The sequence below is a fragment of the Ochrobactrum sp. Q0168 genome, from assembly GCF_016427605.1.
Lineage (GTDB): Bacteria > Pseudomonadota > Alphaproteobacteria > Rhizobiales > Rhizobiaceae > Brucella.
Window position 1 is genome coordinate 101,735 of the sequence record NZ_JAELXQ010000011.1, and the last position, 19,729, is coordinate 121,463.

Genomic DNA, 19,729 nt, shown 5'->3' on the forward strand with positions numbered 1-19,729 from the left:
CGCCTCGCATGTCAGTTCGGCAAAAAAGCGAAGAGGACATGGCAAAGCAGTGGCCGAAGCGAAGCAGTGACCGCAATGGTCGCTTCCAGCATGGCGAATTATGGTAACCAAAGTCTTTACGAACGGCGTCTGACTGATAATTCCTCTTCGGAAGAGGAAAACAGCATCAGCCCGTCAGGCGAAAAGTGGTCGGCGCATTGCCAGACAATTCGGGGAATTCATTGCCCTCGGTCACCGCGCGATTGCGCCCGCGATGCTTGCCACGCATCAACGCCAGATCAGCGCGGGACACCGTTTCCCATAGCTTTTCGTCGTGACGCAGCATGGCAATGCCGAAACTGCATGTTACATGGCGGTCACTCGGCAACGCCGCAAATGCATGGCGACTGACCTGATTGCAGAGCCGCTTTGCAAAGCGTTCGCATTGCTGGGCGCTGCCCGTGATCAGCAGAACGAATTCTTCTCCACCGACACGGCTGACAAGCGCATCCTTTCCGGCCAGCGATTGAAGCAGATGCGAGAATTCGATCAGCACACGGTCGCCCACTGCATGGCCCAACTGGTCGTTGATCGCCTTGAAATGATCGATATCGGCAATGATGACTGCATGGGTCGCGTCCGGCGGAGCCTTCGCCAGCTTGCGTCTTGCGCGCAGTTCCATGCCGCGCCGGTTGAGAAGACCCGTCAGCGGATCGGCATCCCGTTCATTGCGCAATTTGTCGATAATATCGAGTGCGGCGACGGTCAGAATGAAGAGACCAAGCAGAACACCGCCCATCGACGCGGCAACCGTGACCCATGACCAATAGTGCAAGGACAGCAATTCTCTGGAACTCATCACATCATCGAGCATGAGGATCGTGAAGATGCTGCGCAGGAAGAAATGCGCCGCCAGCGCCGCCAGAACCAGACGCAACGCCGTTTCGATCCACCGGTCACTTGGCATGCGACGGGCTTTCAAGCACAGAACGGCGGCCAGCGTTCCCTGACCGATATTGGCGGCAACGACAAGATAGCTGTAGATCGCGCCCTGCCAAGCAAGAAGGCTGACGGCAGCCAGTGTCGAAACGGTGATCAGCGACGCGGTCTTCGGCGGAAAACTGCGCCCGAGCCGTACCATCACCGCCTGACAGAACAGCCAGCCTGCAGCGAGTTGCAGCAGGGTCGCCAAGAGGAATGTCCGCCGCAGATCCGGCAGAAGCGGAGAAACCTGCACGAAATGCCCAAGCGAAAATGCTGCAAAGCTCAGGCCGAACAGCAGCATGTGCTTTCGCCGCCTGTCGAGCACCCACAGACTCGTCATCGCGACCGCAAACAGCATGATCAGCAAAGAGGGAACAATTTTCACGAGTAGCCGAACCAATAATCGATTGAATTATAATTCAACAAGTAGTGACGCCCATCTGGAAGTGCAATTGCACATATAAGTCAAATTAACTTTTGTCGCTCAATTAATGGTTACAGAATAAATTATTCGTATATTGAAATAAAGGAACCGCTAATAAAAAATTGTAAACAATGACCTCGGTGCAGAAGCTGAATTCTATTGTTAGATAAGCGCATGATATTTATCCCCAGATATTGCTCGTCGAAGTCAAGCGTCGGGCGCTTGAAGCGATTTCCGGCCATTATTACCTGTTACTAATGCGAATGAAGGCTTGGTCTGAAAAAGGCTAGATGCCATCCTATAGCCATGCTATGCGAACGCCCCCAGCCCAAATTCGGCTTGGCACCGCTCTGTTTGTTGTCCTGCATTTCCAACGCAAAGCCGTCCGACAGACGCGCTGGTAATGCTCTCGCGGAGAATTTCGATGCGCCACCAGTTCGACCTTTTTGCTCCCGCTGCGAAGGCAGGAGAAGAACGGGCGGAGCTGCGTCCTGCCCGCGCGAAGCCCAAGCGGGAGATAGGCAAGGCACCCGCGCTGAACGAAGCCGAAATGGTGCGTCAGCTGAAGGAGAGCGGACGCTATCGCATTTTGCGCCGCCTTGATCCCCTGCCCGTCGTGCCCGATGCCGACACGAGAGCCTTTCCGCGCCTCGGCGTCGTGGTGGATACGGAAACGACCGGGCTGAATGCCGCGCAGGAAGAAATCATCGAGATCGGCGCCGTCGCCTTTCGCTATGCCGACGATGGTTCGATTGGCGATGTCTGCGCCACCATCAGTGCCTTGCAGGAACCGTCGAAGCCGATCCCGGCAGACATTACCCGCATCACCAACATCACCGACGAAATGGTGAAGGGCCAGACAATTCCGCTGGCGAAGCTCGAAGCATTGATTGCCGATGCCGATCTGATCATCGCGCATAATGCCGGTTTCGACCGCCCCTTTCTGGAGCGGTTTTCGCGGGTCTTCGCCAACAAGCCATGGGCCTGTTCGGTCAAGGAAATCGACTGGACGGCGCGCGGCTTCGAAGGCACCAAGCTTGGCTATCTGATCGGCCAGAGCGGTTATTTCCATAATGGACACCGCGCCGAAGATGATTGCCACGCGCTGCTCGCCGTGCTGAAGGAACAGTCGGGCGAGACCACGCCCTTTGCCGAACTGCTGATAGCCAGCCAGAAATCGCGCCTGCGCATCTATGCGGAAAACAGCCCCTTCGAGATGAAGGACAAGCTGAAGGAGCGCCGCTATCGCTGGTCGGATGGCAGCGACGGTCGCCCGAAATCATGGTGGACCGAAATCGGCGAAGAGGAACTCGACGCCGAACTCGATTATCTGCGCACCGAAATCTACGGCTGGCGCGACGCCGAGCCGCTGATCCAGAAGCTGACGGCGGTAGATCGCTATAAGGAACGCGCGCCGCTCAGGCCCGGTAAATAGCAAAGGCCGCGTGCAGCGGCCTTTTTTTTGCGACGCGAATGATTCCGTCTATGGGTAGCCGAAAATGGTGGCGCTCGAGAACCGGAGCGGAGTGTACTTAACGTACATGAGCACCGGAAGCACAGAGCGACGCCATTTGCAGGCAGCCAGAGGCGGAATCTATAAAATCGGCCAAGGGCGCTGCGCAGGCCGCATATCTTCATAAGCCTTTGCCAGTCGCAACACGCCCAGATCGTCGAAACGCTGGCCGAAAATCTGCAAGCCGATCGGCAGCCCCGTCGATGTATAACCGCAATTGATCGAGATCGCCGGTTGTTCCGACATGTTCATCGCGACGGTGAAGGCGATGTGTTCGAACGGACGCTGCGGATCGTTGATCGGAGACGCCCATTCCGCGGGATAGGTCGGCATTGGAGCAGTCGGCGAAATGATGAAGTCGAAATCCTTCGATGCGGCGAGCGCCGCATTGCGCATGGCGTCCATCTGCGCGAAGCCGAGATAAACTTCCTCGCCGGAAAGTCCTTCCGCCGTCTCGGTCCATTGATAGATATACGGCAGGATTTTCGCCCGGTTTTCCGGCGTCATCTTCTTGATATCCGACCACGACCGCGCGCGCCAGAAACGATCCAGACCGTCGATCATGGTGCGATTGAGGAATGGCGCAACCGGCTCGATGATCGCGCCCGCATCGGCAAAAGCTTTCGCGGCAGCTTCAACGGCAGCACGGGTTTCATCGCCGGTCGGTTCGCCGAAGCCGGCATCGAGCCAAAGGCCGATTTTCAGACCCTTGACGTCGATATCAAGGTTCATCCAGTCAATGTCCTGATAGGGCAGGCTCATGGCGTCGCGACGGTCTGGCCGCGACAGTACCGACATGTAAAGCGCGCTATCGGCCACCGTGCGGGTCATCGGACCGGCAACACGACCGAGAAACGGCGGATCGATCGGAATGCGCCCGAAGGACGGTTTCAGACCGACCAGACCGCACCAGCCGGCAGGCAGACGAATGGAACCGCCAATATCGGTGCCGATATGCAGCGGGCCGTAACCGGCGGCACCCGCACTGCCAGCACCGGCGCTTGAACCGCCCGGATTGGTGTTCAAATCCCACGGATTGCGGGCAAGCTTGTGAAAGCTCGACAGGCCCGATGACAACATGCCGAGATCGGGCATCGTCGTCTTGGCGAGCAGCACGCCCCCAGCCTCGCGCGTGCGGGCCGCAGGCGGCGCGTCGGCGCTAGCAGGCTTCAACGGCAGGGCGGCGCAGCCGAGCGGAACCGCCGTGCCTTCGGTTGCGATATTTTCCTTGATCGTCAGCGGCACACCATCGATGGGACCGGCAGGCTCCCCCTTCGACCAGCGCGCTTCCGAGGCCCTGGCCGCCGCACGCGCCGCATCCGGATCATAGGCCCAAAGCGCATTCAGCTTCGGCTCATAGGCCTCGATGCGGCTGATGACGGCTTCCGTGACCTCGACCGGCGAAAGCGACTTCGCCTTATAGGCGGCCACGAGTTCGACGGCTGACAAATCGGCAAGATTCGACATTGGATATTTCCTCAAATCACTCAGGCAATTTCAGTGTGGCATCGGATCGCCGCACGCGCTTGCGGCGACCGGAGAAAGGCTTTGGCACGGCATCGACCAGCGCACGCGTATAGTCGTGCTGCGGATTGTCGAACACCGCATTGGTCGGCCCCTGCTCGACAATATTGCCGCGATAGATCACCGCAACACGGTCGGTAATCGCGCGCACCACGCCGAGGTCATGGCTGATGAAAAGATAGGAAAGGCCGAACTTTTCCTGCAAATCCATCATCAGGTTCAAGACCTGCGCCTGAATGGAAACGTCGAGCGCGGAAACCGGCTCGTCGGCGACGATCAGCGCCGGTTTGGTGATCAGCGCGCGCGCTATGGCGATGCGCTGGCGCTGCCCGCCGGAAAATTCATGCGGATATTTTTCCGCCGATGCTTTGGGCAGACCAACCGCTTCCAGCACTTCCGCCACGCGGTCATCGCGCTCTTTGGAACTGGTGCCGCTTTCCAGCGATACAATCGGCTCGGAAATAATCCGCTTCACCGTATGGCGCGGATCAAGCGAACCGTAAGGGTCCTGAAAGATCGCCTGAAAACCCTTGCGCGCTTCGCGCAGGCCAGAGCGATCCAGCGCATAGATATCCTGCCCGTTGATGAGAATCTGACCCGATTGCGGGCGTTCCAGCCCCATCACGGCACGCGCCAGCGTGGATTTGCCTGAACCGCTTTCGCCGACAATGCCAAGGCTTTGGCCTGCTTCGATCTCGACATTCACACCATGCAGCACGCGCAACGCGCTGGGCTTTGAAAAGAACGATGCGCGTGGAAGCTGATATTCGCGCACCACATCGCGCACCTGCAAAATCATCTTGCTCATGACACCACCTCGCCTTCACGCGGATGCAGGCAGGCGGCGCGATGCACGATGCCATCATTCTCCGCGATGAAGTCCAGACCCGGTATCGCCTCGCGGCAATCGTCCTGCACAAAGGCGCAGCGATCGGCAAAGGTGCAATGCGGCGGGCGCGCCAGCGGGTCCGGCACAACACCCGGAATGGCGGCAAGGCGCTGACGCCCCGTACCATGGTTGCGCACCAGCGCCGCACCATGGGGCGAGGCTGCAAACAAGCCACGGGCATAGGGATGTGCCATGCGGTGGAACACGGCTTCCGTGCGTCCCGTCTCGACAATGCGGCCCGCGTACATGACGGCGATCCGGTCGGTCATTTCCGAAACCACGCCGAGATCATGGGTGATCAGCATCAAAGCCGTGCCTGTTTCGTCGATCAGCTCATCCATCAGATCGAGGATCTGCGCCTGCACGGTCACATCAAGCGCCGTTGTCGGCTCATCGGCGATCAGCAGGTCCGGCTCGCAGGCAATCGCCATGGCGATCATCACGCGCTGGCGTTGCCCACCAGAAAGCTGGTGCGGATAAAGATCGAGATTGAAGCGCGGCGCTGGCAGTCCCACGCGATCCAGAAGGCGGCGTGCTTCCCGCTCCGCATCGGCGCGGCTTTCACCCAGATGCAGACGGCGACCTTCGGCAATCTGCGCACCGATGGACTTGACCGGATTGAGCGCCGTCATCGGCTCCTGAAAGATCATCGCCATGCGCCGTCCACGCATCTTGCACAGTTCCGCTTCCGGCTTGTTCGCCAGATCCTCGCCGTCGAAACGCAAGCGACCGCGCACGCGCATACGCTCGGGCAGCAGGCCCATGGCGGCAAGTGCCGTGATCGACTTGCCGCTGCCGGATTCACCCACGATGCCGAGGCGTTCGCCACGGTTCAGCGTGAGCGTGATGCCGGAGACAATGTCTGCCGTACGAGCGCCAAAGGGCAGCTCGACGGACATATCGTCCATCTCAAGCAAGGGAGCTGTCATCTCTGCCTCCTGACGCGCGGGTCGAGCACATCGCGCAATCCGTCACCCAGCATGTTGAGGCCAAGCACGGCGAATGTGATGGCGAGGCCGGGGAAAATGGCGAGCCAAGGCGCGTCGTAAATAAAGGTCTGTGCGTCATTGAGCATCTTGCCCCAGCTTGGCATCGGCGGCTGGGTGCCAAGGCCGACATAGGAAAGGCCCGCTTCGGCGACGATGGCGAGCGCGAACTGGATCGTCGCCTGCACGATCAGCACATGATTGATATTGGGCAGTACATGCAAAAGCGTGATCGACACATCGCCACGCCCGGCGCAACGCGCCGCCTGCACATATTCACGCTTCCATAGCCCGAGCGATGCGCCGCGCGTGACACGCGCAAAAACCGGAATGTTGAAAATGCCGATGGCAATCATCGCATTCACGGCACCGGGACCGAAAACAGCCGTGATGATGACGGCTGTGAGCAGCGCGGGAAAGGCAAACGCCAAATCGGTCATGCGCATGACGAAACCGTCCACCATGCCCCCGCGTGCCGCTGCAAGCGACCCAAGCGGAATGCCGATCCCCGCGCCGACCAGCACAGCGATGATCGACACGGCGATGGAGTTGCGCGCGCCGACCATGATCATGGAAAACACGTCGCGACCGAAATTATCCGTGCCGAAGAGATGGTTGAGGCTTGGCCCCTGCAACTTGTCGCGGAAATTCATGCCCGTCGGCGAATAGGGCGTCCAGAAAAAGGAGATGAGCGCCATCGCGATCAGGATAACGGTGATCAGCGTGCCGATGGTCAGGCTGCGGCTCAAGAGCACCGTTCGGAAAATACCGGGCTTCGGCAGGATTTGCGCGTCTTGCTTTGCTGGGCTCATCGGCTGCCTCCCGTCGAAAGGCGCGGATCGATGAAGCCATAGACGAGATCGACGATGAAATTGACCGCGATCACGGAAGCGGCAAGCAGCGTCACCAGCGACTGCACGGTGACGAGATCGCGCTGCGCGATGGCCTGAAACACCAGCCTTCCAAGGCCGGGCAGATTGAAGACGTTTTCGATGATGATGGTTCCCGCCAGCAGAAAGGAGAATTGCAGGCCGATGATGGTGACAACCGGGATCAGCGCATTGGGCACCGCATGACGCCAAAGTGCCGCCTTGCGTGTCAGGCCCTTGGCGCGCGCGGTCCGCACGAAATCCTCACCCAATGTTTCGATGACGGCGGAGCGCGTCACGCGGGCCAGAATGGCGGCAAGCGGGAGCGCCAGCGCCAGTGCGGGCAGAAACAGCGAGCGCATACCATTCCAGAAACCGCCTTCCCAACCCGCAAAACCCGAGGCCGGAAACCAGCCGAGCTGCAAGGCAAACAGGAGGATCAAAAGCAGGCCAAGCCAGAAATTCGGGATGGCGACACCGACCTGCGCCACGCCCATGGAAAGCACATCACCGGTCTTGCCGCGCTTCGACGCCGCATAGACGCCTACCGGAATGGCGACCGCGACCGACAGCACCATGGACAACAGCGCCAGCGGCAGCGTGACCATGATGCGCGGTCCGAGCAACTCGCTGATCGGCACGGAATAGGTATAGCTCGTGCCGAAATCGCCTTTGAGAAAGCCGCCGATCCATGTGAGATAGCGCCACCAGATCGGCTGGTCGAGGCCAAGCTGGGTATGAAGCGCAGCGAGTGTTTCAGGCTGCGCATTGATGCCAAGGATCACAGCTGCCGGGTCGCCCGGCAGCACCTGCATCAGCAGAAAGACGATGACGGAAGCCGCAAGCGTCGTCAGCAAGAGCGAGACCAACCGCCCGGATATGTAAGCCAGCAAAGCGACCTCCTTGAAAAGACGGATATCCGCTTTCCACATTCCAACTCGCCGCACGCCCTCCCCTTATCTTATTGGGGTGCACGGCCATCCGCATGAAATCGCCCCGCCGAACAGACGACGGGGCGAACTTTGTTAGTCAGCCCAATAGGCTTGTGTCAGATCGTCCGCCGGGATCGGCATGTTCTTCCACAGACCCTTGACGTTTTTGTTCCAGACGCCGATTTTCGGCAGCGCATAGAGGAAGACATTCGGTTCATCAGCGGCCAGCTTTTCCTGCAACTTCTTGACGAGTGCGAGCTGTTCCTCGTCGCTGCCAGCCTCGGCATAAGACTTGTAAAGCGCCTTATAATCCGGGTTGTTGTAGTTGAAGTAGTACTTGTCGCGGGCATAGATATCGAGATCGCGCGCTTCGGTATGGGCGATGATCGTCGCGTCGAAATCCGACCGCTTGAACACCTGATCCAGCCACTGTGCAAACTCGATCGGCACCAGATTGACCTGAATGCCGACCTCGGCCAGCATCGCCGCGATGATCTCGCCGCCGCGACGCGCATAGGCCGGTGGCGGAAGCGTGATGGTGATCGACGTGCCTGCCGGAACACCAGCCTCTTCCAGAAGCTGCTTGGCCTTGGCCGGATCATAAGGATAGGTCTGCGAGAGATCGACATAGCCCGGATCGACTGGCGAGTAATGCGAACCGATTGGCGTGCCGAAGCCCGAATAGGTGCCTTCGATCAGCGCCTTGCTGTCGATGGCATGGGCCAGCGCCTGGCGCACCTTCACATTGTCGAACGGCGCTTTCGCATTGTTCAGCGACAAGAGAACCTTGCCCGCCGTATCGCCCACTTCAACCTGCAGCTTGTCGTCGCTCTTGAAGCGGCCGATCAGCTCAGGCGCCTGAAACATCGGGAACACGTCGATGTCACCGGCCAGGATGGCAGCAGCCGCAGCCGATGGATCGCTGACAAAACGGAACGTGACTGCGGAAAGCTTTGCAGGCTCACCCCAGTAATCCGCATTGCGTTCCAGCTCGACGCGATCGCCCTGCACCCAGCGCTTGAACTTGAACGGACCCGTGCCAACCGGCTTGGTCTTGTTCTCGCCAGCCGAATTCGGCGCGACCATCACGGCGTCGCCCCAGCCCATATTGAACAGGAAGTTCGAGGTCGGGCGCTTCAGCGTGACAACGGCGGTCGCCGGATCAGGACATTGCGTGCTTTCAATCGGCGCAAACAGGCCCTTCTGCGCATTGGTGGAATCCGGAGCGACGGCGCGCTCATAGGAAAACTTCACCACCGAGCAGTCGAACGGCGTGCCGTCGTGAAACTTCACGCCCTGACGCAGCTTGAACGTATAGGTCTTCTTGTCGTCGGAGACGGTCCAGCTTTCAGCCAGAAGCGGCTTCACCGAGCCGTCCTCGACAATGCGCACAAGACCTTCATAAAGGTTGGCATAGGTAACCTGCCGGATACCAGCGGCGGCATTGGCGGTCGGGTCCAGACCCGGCGGCTCCAGCACTTCGCCGACCACCAGCGTGTCTTTCGCGAAGGCACCGTTGATCGATGCCAGCATCGTAGCCGTTATAAGCCCGGCTTTCAGTAAGTTACCCATGGGTTCCCCTATCCCTCCAACTTTTAAATCGAGCGCCCGCCATCCACGTCGAGCGCAACCCCCGTGATCATAGAGGCAGCGGGCGAGCAAAGGAAAGCCGCCGCTTCAGCCAGATCATCGGGTTTCAACAGGCGGCCCATCGGGATGGAATCGCGGAACTTCTTGCGGATTTCTTCGGTATCCTCACCCATGAACGTGGTGAGCAACGGCGTTTCACCGGCAACCGGGTTCAACGCCACAACGCGAATTTTCGACGGAGCGAGTTCAATGGCGAGCGCCTTCGTCACCGATACGACCCAGCCCTTGGTGGCATTGTACCAGGCGAGGTTCGGACGCGGACGACCAGCGCCGGTCGAAGCGACGTTCAGAATAACGCCTTCGCCATTGCTCTTGAAATGCGGAATGAGCTTGCGCGTCATCAAATAGACGCCGCGCACATTGACGCCCAAAATGCGGTCGAACTCTTCCGGCTCCACCAGTTCGGCATTTTGCGGCTTGTGACCGATGCCGGCATTGTTGATGAGAATATCGACCTTGCCGAATTTCGACAAGGCGGCTTCCACCGCCGCATCCACATCGGCTTCCTTGGAAATATCGGCGGCCACGGCCAGCGCCGCATCGCCGATTTCGCCTGCGACGCGCTCAGCGCCTGCCTTGTCGCGGTCGACGATGACAACCTTTGCGCCGCCCTCGGCAAAGCGCTTCGCCATGCCCTCGCCAAACCCCGAACCTGCTCCCGTGATGAGCGCGACCTTACCTTCAAGCGACACTATGCTTCTCCTTAACCGTGATACACGGAGATCGTCTTCAGCGAGGCAAACCCGTAGAGCGCCTCAAAACCCTTTTCGCGGCCATGGCCGGATTTCTTCACGCCGCCGAAGGGCAGTTCGATACCACCGCCAGCGCCGTAATTATTGATGAAGACCTGACCCGAATGGATGGCCCGCGCCAGGCGGAACTGGCGTCCGCCGTCATTGGTCCAGATGCCGCAGACGAGGCCGTATGAAGTCCCATTGGCAATCGCGATGGCTTCTTCCTCGGTATCGAAGGGCAGGATGACCTGCACCGGACCAAAGATTTCCTCCTGCGCCAGACGATGATCGGCAGGCACGTCGCGGATCAGCGTCGGCAACACATAGGCCCCACCTTCCGGCGCGTCTTCCGTCAGCACGCCTTGCGCAGCAATGGCGAGCCCGCTTTCCTTGGCGAGATCAAGATAGCTCTCGACAATCGCCTTCTGGCGCTGCGACACGACCGGACCGACCGACGGATCAGCACTAGCCGGGCCGACTTTCAGCGCGCGGTAGCGTTCGCTCATGCGCGCCACGACATCTTCATAAATGCTGCGCTCGACGAGAATGCGCGACGAAGCCGAGCAGGTCTGACCGGCATTTTGGATGCCCGCATTCACCAGAAACGGCAAGGCGCGGTCGAGATCGGCATCGGCGAAAACGATCTGTGGCGACTTTCCGCCGAGTTCCAGCGTCACCGGCACGGTGTTCTTCGCCGCTGCGGCCTGCACCGCCTCGCCCGTGCGCACCGACCCCGTGAACGAGATGTGGTTGACATCGGGATGCTCGGAAAGCGCTGCGCCCGCTTCCGCGCCAAGCCCGGTGACGACATTGAGCGCGCCGACCGGAAGACCGGCCTTTTCGGCAATACGCGCAAATTCCATAATGGTCAGGCAAGCTTCTTCGGCAGGCTTGACCACGGCGGCATTGCCCATGGCCAGTGCTGCGCCAAGGCTGCGGCCCAGAATCTGCATCGGATAGTTCCACGGAATGATATGGCCCGTAACGCCATGCGGCTCATAGATCGACAGAACCGTAAAGCCGTTCTGATAGGGCAACGTGTCGCCATGCACCTTGTCGGCGGATGCGCCGTAGAATTCGAGATAACGCGCCAGCGCCACCACATCGGCGCGGGCTTGGCTGACCGGCTTGCCAACGTCCTTCGATTCCAGATCGGTCAGAAGGTCGATGTTCTTCAACACTTCTTCCGAAATGCGGTGCAGCACGCGGCCGCGCTCCGTTGCGGTCAGCTTGCCCCAATCGCCGGAAAGCGCCTTGCGGGCAGCCGCCACGGCCTGATCGATATCAGCCTTGGTGCCGCGCGCGATCAGCGCCAGATCGCTGCCATCGGACGGGTTCTTGACGGTGATATGCTCGCCGGAAGCCGTATCCTGCCACTGACCCGCGATAAAATTGCCATAACGGAGCAAACCCGCTCCTCCCGTCTGATTCTCATGCTTCATGTTGATTCTCCCGGAGAGGCTGTTCCGCCTCCAATCTTGCCGTAGTGGCGCGAATATGCGCCCGCGCCAGCCGCTCAGCCTGTTCGCCATCGCGCGCGGCGATGGCCTCAACGATGGCGCCATGCTCGCGGATGGCGTCGCGCGCACGGTCTACCGACAGCGAAAAGGACGGCGCGAAACCCTGCGATGTCATACGCAGCAGCGGCACAAAAGCAATCAGCGAGGCGTTGCCCGCCGTGTGCATCACCGCCATATGAAAATCGACATTGGACTGGGTATAGGCCTTGGCATCCCATGGATCGACCACCGCCGACTGGCCTGCAACATGGGTACGCAGCCGGGCGATATCCGCATCGCTCGCCCGCTCGGCGGCAAAGCGCGCAGCCACACCGTCGAGCACTTCACGCACAGCATAGGCATCGATCAGGCGGGTGAGATCGGCGGAGGCGACACGCACCCCGCGGCCCGGCAGATGGATGACCAGCCCGTCACGTTCCAGAACGCGCAGAGCCTCACGCAAAGGCGTGCGGCTGATGCCGAATTCTGTGGCTATGTGCTCCTGCCGGAGGATCGCGCCCGGCGCATATACGCCCGCATAGATTCGCTCCCGAAGCGCCTCTGCCACTTCGTCCAGTAACCGGGTCTGACTACGCCATTCATAAGCCGACAATCGAAAAGCCTCCCAACTTTCCGCAAACTATATCCTGGATACAAAATCGGTCAATCCGAATTTCAACGACTTTTCTGAAAAGATTGAAGCCTGTTGACGACTGATAATTCTGGGGGAGCATCCAGAAACTATGGATTATTTCGGAAGACTATATTTTACGATCCCGCTTCGGGGAATGATCATCAGTTTTCGACGGTTTCTGCCAGTATTCCGGCCAGTTGCCTGATCTGCTCGGGGCCATGATCCATATGCCGGATGACGATTTCCATCGGCTCGACAGGGGGCAGGCCCGCAAGCTCCGGTACGGCGCGATGGGAAGGCAGCATGACGCGCGTCGGCAACAGGCTGACGCCAAGTCCCTCCGCCACGGCACTTTGAATACTCACCAGACTGGAACTGGTGAACACCACATGCCACGGCCTGCCGATCCGGTCGAGCGCCTCCATCATGTCGCTGCGATAAAGCCCGTTCGGCGGAAAGGCGACCAGCGGCAGCGGTTCAAGCCGCGACATCGAAGACACCGGAAAATCCGCACTCTCAAGCCAGCTCAAAGGCTCTGGCCAGCGCATCTTGCCGACCGTCTCGCCGCGCTTCTGCTTGACCATGACGAGATCAAAGTCACCTGTCTCGAACCCTTTCTGCAAGTCGCGGCTGAGACCGCTTGTCACTTCCAGCTTGATATTCGGATGTTCCCGCATGAATGCAGCCAAGGCAGGCGTGACCAGTCGCGATGCGAAATCTTCCGGCAGCCCCAGACGAAACACCCTCGCAAGCGCGCTGCCGGTCATGGCGGCGGCGGCTTCATCATGCAGATGCAGCATGCGCCGCGCATAGCCGAGCAGCTTTTCCCCAGCATCGGTAGGTCGCACATCGCGACGTGCGCGCTCCAGCAGGGGCTGACCCGCCGCCTCTTCCAGCCGCAATATTTTCTGGCTGATGGTCGATTGCGTCGAGTGCAATTGCTGCGCGGCAACCGTGAAACTCCGGCTGTCGACGACAGCCACAAAGGCCCGCATCAGATCGAGATTGAATATAGTATTCATAAATCCACTGAATATCAGTTCAACATTTAATTTTCAAATATAAGCATCAAGCGGTATGAAAGCGATCAACCAAGGAGAGCCGCGATGCGCCGAACATCATTCAGCTTGATTGCCTTGGCATTGATTGCAGGAGCGATTGTCGTGAGCGAACCCACCTTGCCCGGCCATCAGGCCATCGCACAAACCGAAACCGGCCTTATCGAAGCAGCCGGCAGCGGCAATCTCGCCGCCGTGAAGGCCGCCATCAAGGCGGGAGCCAATCTTGAAGCACGCGGCAAGAATGGCGAAACAGCCCTGCTCGCCGCCACCCACGCCAATCACATCGATGTCGCACGCGCCTTGATCGAGGCGGGCGCGGATGTGAATGCAAAGGACGCGATCAATGACAGCCCCTATCTTTATGCAGGCGCGCGCGGTCATCTCGAAATCCTGAAAATGACACTGGCCCACGGCGCTGACCTGAAAAGTACCAACCGCTATGGCGGAACCGCGTTGATTCCGGCAGCCGAACGCGGCCATGTCGAAACCGTGCGCACGCTGATTGCAGCGGGCGTGAATGTCGATCACGTCAACAAGCTTCACTGGACCGCCCTGCTGGAAGCCGTCATTCTGGGCGATGGTGGCGAGCGTCATGTCGATATCGTGAAACAGCTGATCGATGCCGGTGCCGATGTGAACCTTGCCGACAAGGACGGCGTGACGCCATTGCAGCATGCGCGCCAGCGCGGTTTTACGCCGATGGTCGCCCTTCTCGAAAAGGCAGGCGCGAAATGAGCACCGACCGCACCTTTCTCGATCAGGCCATAGCGCTCGCCTTCGATAATGTCGATCAGGGCGGACGTCCGTTCGGCGCCGTGGTGGTCAAGGACGGTGACGTCATTGCCACCGGCGTCAACCGCATGCAGGCCGACTGCGACCCGACCGCCCATGCCGAATTGCTGGCGCTGCGCGCTGCGGGCAAGGCCCTGCAATCGTCGCGTCTCGACGGTTGCGCCGTCTATGCCAGTGGCCAGCCCTGCCCCATGTGCTTCGCCGCCATGCGCATGGCGGGCGTCGACAAGATCCTGTTTGCCAATTCCAACGAACAGGCCGAACCTTACGGCCTGTCCACCGCCAAAATCGCCGCCGAACTGGCCAAGCCAGTCAGCGCGCAGACCGGTATCCGCTTTGAACATCGCCCATCAGAAGAAGGCGAGCGCCTGCTGCGCGCATGGCAGGATCGCAGCGGCACATAATAAAGTCTCGTCATGCAGAACAATCATGCCAGCACCGGCGGCAACCAGACCGCACCCATTGCTCTTGTCGCGCTCGTCGCGCTGATCGGGTTCAACCTGCGGCCTTTCCTGACGGGACCGGGGCCGGTTCTGTCAGATATTGCCGCCGATACAGGCATGGGGTTTGGCGCGCTTTCACTCCTGACTTTCCTGCCCATGCTCCTGATGGGGCTTGGCGCATTTATCACGCCGCGCATCCAGTCGCTTTTCGGCACGCGCCGCAGCATGTTCGCAGCACTCGCAATCCTTGCAGCCGGATCGGCCCTGCGCGGTATCGTGCCGGACGGTCTGTCGCTGATATTCACAGCCATTCTCTGCGGAGCGGGCGTTGCCATGATACAGGCGCTGATGCCCGGCCTCATCAAGGCCAGATTTCCATCGTCCATCGCCGCGATCACCGGGCTTTATTCCGCAACCATCATGGGCGGCGGCGCGCTCGGCGCGCGGCTTGCGCCATGGTTTGCCGGTGCCGCCCATAACTGGCGCTATGCGCTCTCTTTGCTTGCCATTCCAGCCGTGCTCGCGCTGATCGCGGCCGTGCCGATCCTGAAAGAGGCCCCAAGCACAACAAAAACAGCGCGCCAAAAACCGGGCATCACAGCCACGCTCTTGCGCCGTCCGCGCACATGGGCACTGATGGCCGCATTCGGCCTCGTCAATGCGGGCTACTCCTCCATGGTCGCCTGGCTTGCACCTTATTATCAGACGCTCGGGCTTGAAGCCTCGGCAACGGGCAGCCTTGTCGCCGCCATGGCGATTGCGCAGGCCTTGAGCGCGCTTGCCTTGCCCATGCTTGCAAGACGCAGCACCGACCGCCGCCCATGGCTGCTTTTCAGCCTGTTGATGCAAGCTGTCGGATTTGCCGGGCTTGCCTTTGCGCCGGACATATCGCCGGTCCTGTGGTCGGCAATCTGCGGCGCGGGTCTCGGCGGCAGTTTCGCGCTTGCCATGATCACCTCGCTCGATCATTTGCCGAAACCGGAGGAAGCGGGCGCTTTGGCCGCCATGATGCAGGGCGGCGGCTTTCTGATCGCAGCGCTCGGGCCGGTCGCGACAGCGCTCCTCCATAATATCACCGGAGGCTTTGCTGCGGGCTGGATCATGCACCTCTTAACGGTCGCGGCGATCTGCCCGCTCTATCTGAGCTTCAATCCCCGCCATTATGCGCGGGTGATGAACCTGCCCGTTTCGCCCGCAAACGGCACACAATAGCGTTACCTGACCAATTTATCGGGCAAAAACGATGTTCGGCGGGCAATTTTGAGTTAGATAGCTTGCTCACCTTACCAATCGGGTTAAGGTTGCCGCCATCCCTCAGACTGGTCAATGACATGAAGCACGAAACCGTCATCAAGCAAGGCACGTCCGTCGCACCGGACGGATTGCCCAAGCCGAGAATCTATTGGGCATGGGCTACCTTGATGGTCGGTTTGACGCTTGCCGTCATTGACGGCACCATTGCCAATGTCGCCTTGCCGACAATCGCCGCCGATTTTTCCGCGGGACCCGCAGCCTCGATCTGGATCGTCAACGGCTACCAGCTCGCCATCGTCATCAGCCTGTTGCCACTAGCAGCGCTTGGCGAAATATACGGCTATCGCCGCATCTATCTGGCGGGTGTTTCGCTGTTTACGGTCGCGTCGGTGGCTTGCGTCTTCGCGCGCTCGCTCGAAACGCTGACCCTTGCGCGCGTCGTGCAGGGATTGGGCGCGGCAGGGCTGATGAGCGTCAACACTGCGCTGTTACGCTATACTGTTCCGCAGGCGAAATTCGGCACAGCCATCGGCCTCAACGCGCTCTTTGTCGCGGTTTCTTCGACCATCGGACCGACGCTTGCGGGCATCATCCTGTCCTCTCTGACCTGGCCATGGCTCTTCGTCATCAATATCCCGCTCGGTATCGCTGCGGTTGCGATGGGTCTCCGCACCCTGCCGGAAAATGAACGCTCGGCGCGCAAGTTCGATGTGGTCAGCGCCATACTCAGCGCCCTGACCATCGGCCTTCTGATCACGACCATCGACAGCGCGGGCAACGAAATCAGTAAAACTGTCGTTGTGCTGCAAGCTGCGGCCTGTCTCATAGCGGGCATCCTGCTGACGCGCCGCTCGTTGCGCACCACAGACCCGCTTCTGCCGCTCGATCTGTTGCGCATTCCGGTATTCACACTCTCGATCTGCACGTCGATCATGTCGTTCCTCGCGCAGATGATGGCCTTCATCTCGCTGCCATTCCTGTTCCAGACCGTGTTCGGCTTCGAGCCGATCGAGGTCGGCTTTCTCATGATGCCATGGCCGATTGCGCTGGCATTGGTTGCACCATTGTCCGGCAAGCTTTCAGACAAACATTCCCCGGCGATTCTTGGCCTGCTCGGCCTCATCACCTTTGCAGCCGGGCTGGCGCTGGTCGGCATGTTGCCAGCCCATCCGACGATTGCCGACATCTGCTGGCGCATGGCCATATGCGGCATTGGCTTCGGCCTGTTTCAGGCGCCGAACAACCGCATGATGATCACCTCGACGCCGCGCGCACGCTCAGGTGCCGCAAGCGGTATGCTTGGCACAGCCCGTCTGCTCGGCCAGTCGCTGGGTGCGGCCTTCGTGGCGTTCCTGCTGGCGCAATGGGGCGTGGAAGGCACGCCCTATATCCTGTTCATCGCTTCGGGCTTTGCGCTGTTTGCATCGATAATCAGTTTTTCACGACTTGGCGCCAGTCGTGCGGGAGCATGATTTCGATCATCCACAGCGATGAAAAATTTCCCGTCGAAAGGCTCGATTTCCCTGTTGCAATCTTTGTTGTGTTGGTTCATATAGCGCGTGCCTGACGGATTGGTTCTTTATTGGATCGACTGGCGCGAGCGGGTGTAGCTCAGGGGTAGAGCACAACCTTGCCAAGGTTGGGGTCGAGGGTTCGAATCCCTTCGCCCGCTCCAGTTTTCTGCACAGGTTTGTTTTCAAGATCCCGGCATTGTCCGGGATTTTTGCTTTTGAGCGGTGTGGTTTGCCACTAGAGCGGTTCCGGTTAAAACGGAATCGTGGAACCGCTCTATCTATTTGTTTTTACGCATTATCCTACGCATCGAAGCGGGATTAGAAATCAGTCCAGTGGACTGATTTCCCCGCGTAGGCGCTACGCACTTTTGCTGGAAATGCTCTAACCACCCACAATAAGCTCAGTTGTTTCTCAGGAACTTGAACGGAACGCCGGAGATGAGCGCCTTCACATAGCGCTTCTTCTGATAATAGCCATTGAGCGACACGCGCGGCAGCCGCATAAGGGATAGCAGGCTGTCACCGCTCAGTACGCCCGGCTGAGTGGTCACCCCCACGGCAAATCCTGCGTCTTCGACGGCAACCGCCTCTCGCTTGCCGACAGCGGTTGGCCAGCCATAGGGATAGGAGAACGAGCGGGGGCGCTGCCCGACATAGCGTTCAATTGCTACGGCGGATTGATCTATCTCTTGACGCAGCCTGTCGTTGCTCACACGACGCAGATTGACGTGGTTGACTGTATGCGCGCCAAAATGAACCAACGGGTCCTTGGCCAGCGAGCGCAACTCCTGCTCATCCATCACCAGATCGTCGACAATCGCTGTTGGCGACACGCCGTGGCGCTCAGCTGTCATGTCTATGCGGTGCACTGCAACATCTTCATCGATGGCCTGAACGAAGTCCGTGAGCTGATCAAAGGCTACTCGCTTTTCGTTGAGCGTCTGACAGCGAACATCCACAGGCCCACTGCCAAAATCGAACGCGAAGCGCGAGGCGGTACGCGTCAAGGCTTCAGCCGTTTCCCACCATGGGCTGCGCTTGCGTTCGACAAAGCCCGGATTGATGAAGATCGTGTAGGGGATGGAGAACTTCGCAAATAGGGGCGCTGCGAAGGTGGCATTGTTGCGATAGCCGTCATCAAGAGTGAACGCTACGAACCTGCGTCTGTCGGTCTTGTCGGCAAGCAAAGCTGGCAGGTCATGCAGATGAACCGGCGTAAGCCCCTCGTCGATTGCCGCGCTGATCGCTTGTTCCAGAAACTCCGGCGTGACTGACAGATGTGCATTGGGGGCAAAGCGCTGCGCCAGCGCCGGACGAACATGATGCAGGGTGAAGATGACGCCGCGCCCCGCAGCAGTCGGGAATGTCGAGCGCAGGCAAGGAGCCGCCGCCACCTCAAGCCCGGCCCGGATCATGGTGTAGCGTAGCGAGGCGCCTATCCCCTGGAACGATCGCATTGCACCGCGCGCCATCACAAGTGCGCCCCCAACTAAGTAAAAATCAAAAGGTCATTACACGATGGTTCGTCAACAAGTCATTGATGCATGTTGGTCGGAACTATCGAAGGCCAGCGCGCGCCAAGGACCTGCATAACGCACCTATCATGCCCTTTCGTTACACAACAGGTTTCAGATGCTGCCGATAGATACAAAAAAAAGCCCCGCATTTTGATGCGGGGCTTTTGTATTGATTTTGGTTGCGGGGGCAGGATTTGTCCCGTTCGTCGGGGAATTGATTCACTGGATCAATTCCTTATCCTCCTCACCCTTCAGGTTATGAGCCTGATGAGGTGAGACCGTTAAAAAATCGATCCAGTGAATCGATTTTAGGTCGAACGGGCTGCTGCTCCACGAAGCTTGCACAAGCTTGTGCAGCTACCATCGTGAGGTGCATGCATGAAGGATATTGGGATTTAAGAAGATTTGGTTGCGGGGGCAGGATTTGAACCTGCGGCCTTCAGGTTATGAGCCTGACGAGCTACCGGGCTGCTCCACCCCGCGCCAGGGTGTTTAATTTATAACCGGTTGGGTATTTTGAGCGATTATCGC

The 19,729-nt window shown here is 59.3% G+C and carries 17 protein-coding genes and 2 tRNA genes; 6 read left to right on the forward strand and 13 right to left on the reverse strand.

What is annotated here, in order from left to right:
- Positions 1-166: 166 nt before the first annotated feature.
- Complete coding sequence (locus tag JAU75_RS17565) at positions 167-1,348, reverse strand: diguanylate cyclase domain-containing protein (RefSeq protein WP_371836199.1); 1,182 nt, start codon at positions 1,346-1,348, stop codon at positions 167-169.
- 463 nt (positions 1,349-1,811) lie between these two features.
- Here JAU75_RS17565 and JAU75_RS17570 point away from each other — a divergent pair, with 463 nt between their 5' ends.
- Positions 1,812-2,822 carry a 3'-5' exonuclease gene (locus tag JAU75_RS17570; RefSeq protein WP_199057763.1) on the forward strand — a complete coding sequence of 337 codons (1,011 nt, stop codon included), beginning with the start codon at positions 1,812-1,814 and terminating at the stop codon, positions 2,820-2,822.
- A 159-nt stretch (positions 2,823-2,981) separates the two neighbouring features.
- Here the strand turns inward: JAU75_RS17570 and JAU75_RS17575 are convergent, their stop codons facing one another.
- The 10 genes from JAU75_RS17575 to JAU75_RS17620 form a co-directional block, all read right to left on the reverse strand.
- Positions 2,982-4,367: an amidase gene (locus JAU75_RS17575; protein WP_199057764.1), complete on the reverse strand. Its 1,386-nt coding sequence runs from the start codon at positions 4,365-4,367 to the stop codon at positions 2,982-2,984.
- A gap of 16 nt (positions 4,368-4,383) precedes the next feature.
- Entirely contained in the window at positions 4,384-5,232 is an 849-nt protein-coding gene (locus tag JAU75_RS17580; protein ID WP_199057765.1) for an ATP-binding cassette domain-containing protein, read from the reverse strand.
- Positions 5,229-6,242, reverse strand: coding sequence for an ABC transporter ATP-binding protein (locus JAU75_RS17585; protein ID WP_199057766.1), 1,014 nt, complete (start codon positions 6,240-6,242; stop codon positions 5,229-5,231). Before JAU75_RS17585 ends, JAU75_RS17580 begins: the two co-directional genes overlap by 4 nt.
- On the reverse strand, positions 6,239-7,111 hold the full coding sequence (locus JAU75_RS17590) for an ABC transporter permease (protein WP_199057767.1): 873 nt from the start codon (positions 7,109-7,111) through the stop codon (positions 6,239-6,241). The genes JAU75_RS17585 and JAU75_RS17590 overlap by 4 nt, the downstream gene beginning before the upstream one ends.
- A complete protein-coding gene (locus JAU75_RS17595) occupies positions 7,108-8,061 on the reverse strand; it encodes an ABC transporter permease (RefSeq protein WP_199057785.1) in 954 nt (317 codons plus the stop codon). The genes JAU75_RS17590 and JAU75_RS17595 overlap by 4 nt, the downstream gene beginning before the upstream one ends.
- A 132-nt stretch (positions 8,062-8,193) precedes the next feature.
- A complete protein-coding gene (locus JAU75_RS17600; RefSeq protein ID WP_199057768.1) occupies positions 8,194-9,672 on the reverse strand; it encodes an ABC transporter substrate-binding protein in 1,479 nt (492 codons plus the stop codon).
- Between the two features lie 23 nt (positions 9,673-9,695).
- Positions 9,696-10,442 carry an SDR family oxidoreductase gene (locus tag JAU75_RS17605; RefSeq protein ID WP_199057769.1) on the reverse strand — a complete coding sequence of 249 codons (747 nt, stop codon included), beginning with the start codon at positions 10,440-10,442 and terminating at the stop codon, positions 9,696-9,698.
- Positions 10,443-10,453: 11 nt separating this feature from the next.
- Positions 10,454-11,926, reverse strand: a complete 1,473-nt coding sequence (locus JAU75_RS17610; protein ID WP_199057770.1) for an aldehyde dehydrogenase family protein — start codon at positions 11,924-11,926, stop codon at positions 10,454-10,456.
- Complete coding sequence (locus JAU75_RS17615) at positions 11,916-12,596, reverse strand: GntR family transcriptional regulator (protein ID WP_199057771.1); 681 nt, start codon at positions 12,594-12,596, stop codon at positions 11,916-11,918. The genes JAU75_RS17610 and JAU75_RS17615 overlap by 11 nt, the downstream gene beginning before the upstream one ends.
- A 182-nt stretch (positions 12,597-12,778) precedes the next feature.
- Positions 12,779-13,639, reverse strand: coding sequence for a LysR family transcriptional regulator (locus JAU75_RS17620; RefSeq protein WP_199057772.1), 861 nt, complete (start codon positions 13,637-13,639; stop codon positions 12,779-12,781).
- Positions 13,640-13,723: 84 nt separating this feature from the next.
- Between JAU75_RS17620 and JAU75_RS17625 the strand changes: the two genes are divergently transcribed.
- From JAU75_RS17625 to JAU75_RS17645, 5 genes are all read left to right on the forward strand, one after another.
- A complete protein-coding gene (locus tag JAU75_RS17625) occupies positions 13,724-14,413 on the forward strand; it encodes an ankyrin repeat domain-containing protein (RefSeq protein WP_199057773.1) in 690 nt (229 codons plus the stop codon).
- A complete protein-coding gene (locus tag JAU75_RS17630; protein ID WP_199057774.1) occupies positions 14,410-14,874 on the forward strand; it encodes a nucleoside deaminase in 465 nt (154 codons plus the stop codon). The genes JAU75_RS17625 and JAU75_RS17630 overlap by 4 nt, the downstream gene beginning before the upstream one ends.
- Before the next feature lie 12 nt (positions 14,875-14,886).
- Positions 14,887-16,125 (forward strand): cyanate transporter, encoded by a 1,239-nt coding sequence (locus JAU75_RS17635; RefSeq protein ID WP_199057775.1) that lies wholly within the window; start codon positions 14,887-14,889, stop codon positions 16,123-16,125.
- 119 nt (positions 16,126-16,244) lie between these two features.
- A complete protein-coding gene (locus JAU75_RS17640; protein ID WP_199057776.1) occupies positions 16,245-17,639 on the forward strand; it encodes an MFS transporter in 1,395 nt (464 codons plus the stop codon).
- 128 nt (positions 17,640-17,767) lie between these two features.
- A tRNA-Gly gene (locus JAU75_RS17645) sits at positions 17,768-17,842 on the forward strand.
- 240 nt (positions 17,843-18,082) lie between these two features.
- Here the strand turns inward: JAU75_RS17645 and JAU75_RS17650 are convergent.
- The gene (locus tag JAU75_RS17650; protein ID WP_199057777.1) at positions 18,083-19,138 is read right to left on the reverse strand and encodes a polysaccharide deacetylase family protein; all 1,056 of its coding nucleotides are present in this window, start codon (positions 19,136-19,138) and stop codon (positions 18,083-18,085) included.
- A 466-nt stretch (positions 19,139-19,604) separates the two neighbouring features.
- Positions 19,605-19,681, reverse strand: a tRNA-Met gene (locus JAU75_RS17655).
- Positions 19,682-19,729: the final 48 nt, after the last annotated feature.

Excerpts from the sequence above, each read along its gene's own strand:
- JAU75_RS17625 (WP_199057773.1), top strand. The coding sequence starts at position 13,724 with ATGCGCCGAACATCATTCAGCTTGATTGCCTTGGCATTGATTGCAGGA.
- JAU75_RS17600 (WP_199057768.1), bottom strand. The coding sequence starts at position 9,672 with ATGGGTAACTTACTGAAAGCCGGGCTTATAACGGCTACGATGCTGGCA.
- JAU75_RS17590 (WP_199057767.1), bottom strand. The coding sequence starts at position 7,111 with ATGAGCCCAGCAAAGCAAGACGCGCAAATCCTGCCGAAGCCCGGTATT.
- JAU75_RS17580 (WP_199057765.1), bottom strand. The coding sequence starts at position 5,232 with ATGAGCAAGATGATTTTGCAGGTGCGCGATGTGGTGCGCGAATATCAG.
- JAU75_RS17620 (WP_199057772.1), bottom strand. The coding sequence starts at position 13,639 with ATGAATACTATATTCAATCTCGATCTGATGCGGGCCTTTGTGGCTGTC.
- JAU75_RS17650 (WP_199057777.1), bottom strand. The coding sequence starts at position 19,138 with ATGCGATCGTTCCAGGGGATAGGCGCCTCGCTACGCTACACCATGATC.
- JAU75_RS17635 (WP_199057775.1), top strand. The coding sequence starts at position 14,887 with ATGCAGAACAATCATGCCAGCACCGGCGGCAACCAGACCGCACCCATT.
- JAU75_RS17630 (WP_199057774.1), top strand. The coding sequence starts at position 14,410 with ATGAGCACCGACCGCACCTTTCTCGATCAGGCCATAGCGCTCGCCTTC.
- JAU75_RS17575 (WP_199057764.1), bottom strand. The coding sequence starts at position 4,367 with ATGTCGAATCTTGCCGATTTGTCAGCCGTCGAACTCGTGGCCGCCTAT.
- JAU75_RS17585 (WP_199057766.1), bottom strand. The coding sequence starts at position 6,242 with ATGACAGCTCCCTTGCTTGAGATGGACGATATGTCCGTCGAGCTGCCC.
- JAU75_RS17640 (WP_199057776.1), top strand. The coding sequence starts at position 16,245 with ATGAAGCACGAAACCGTCATCAAGCAAGGCACGTCCGTCGCACCGGAC.
- JAU75_RS17610 (WP_199057770.1), bottom strand. The coding sequence starts at position 11,926 with ATGAAGCATGAGAATCAGACGGGAGGAGCGGGTTTGCTCCGTTATGGC.
- JAU75_RS17570 (WP_199057763.1), top strand. The coding sequence starts at position 1,812 with ATGCGCCACCAGTTCGACCTTTTTGCTCCCGCTGCGAAGGCAGGAGAA.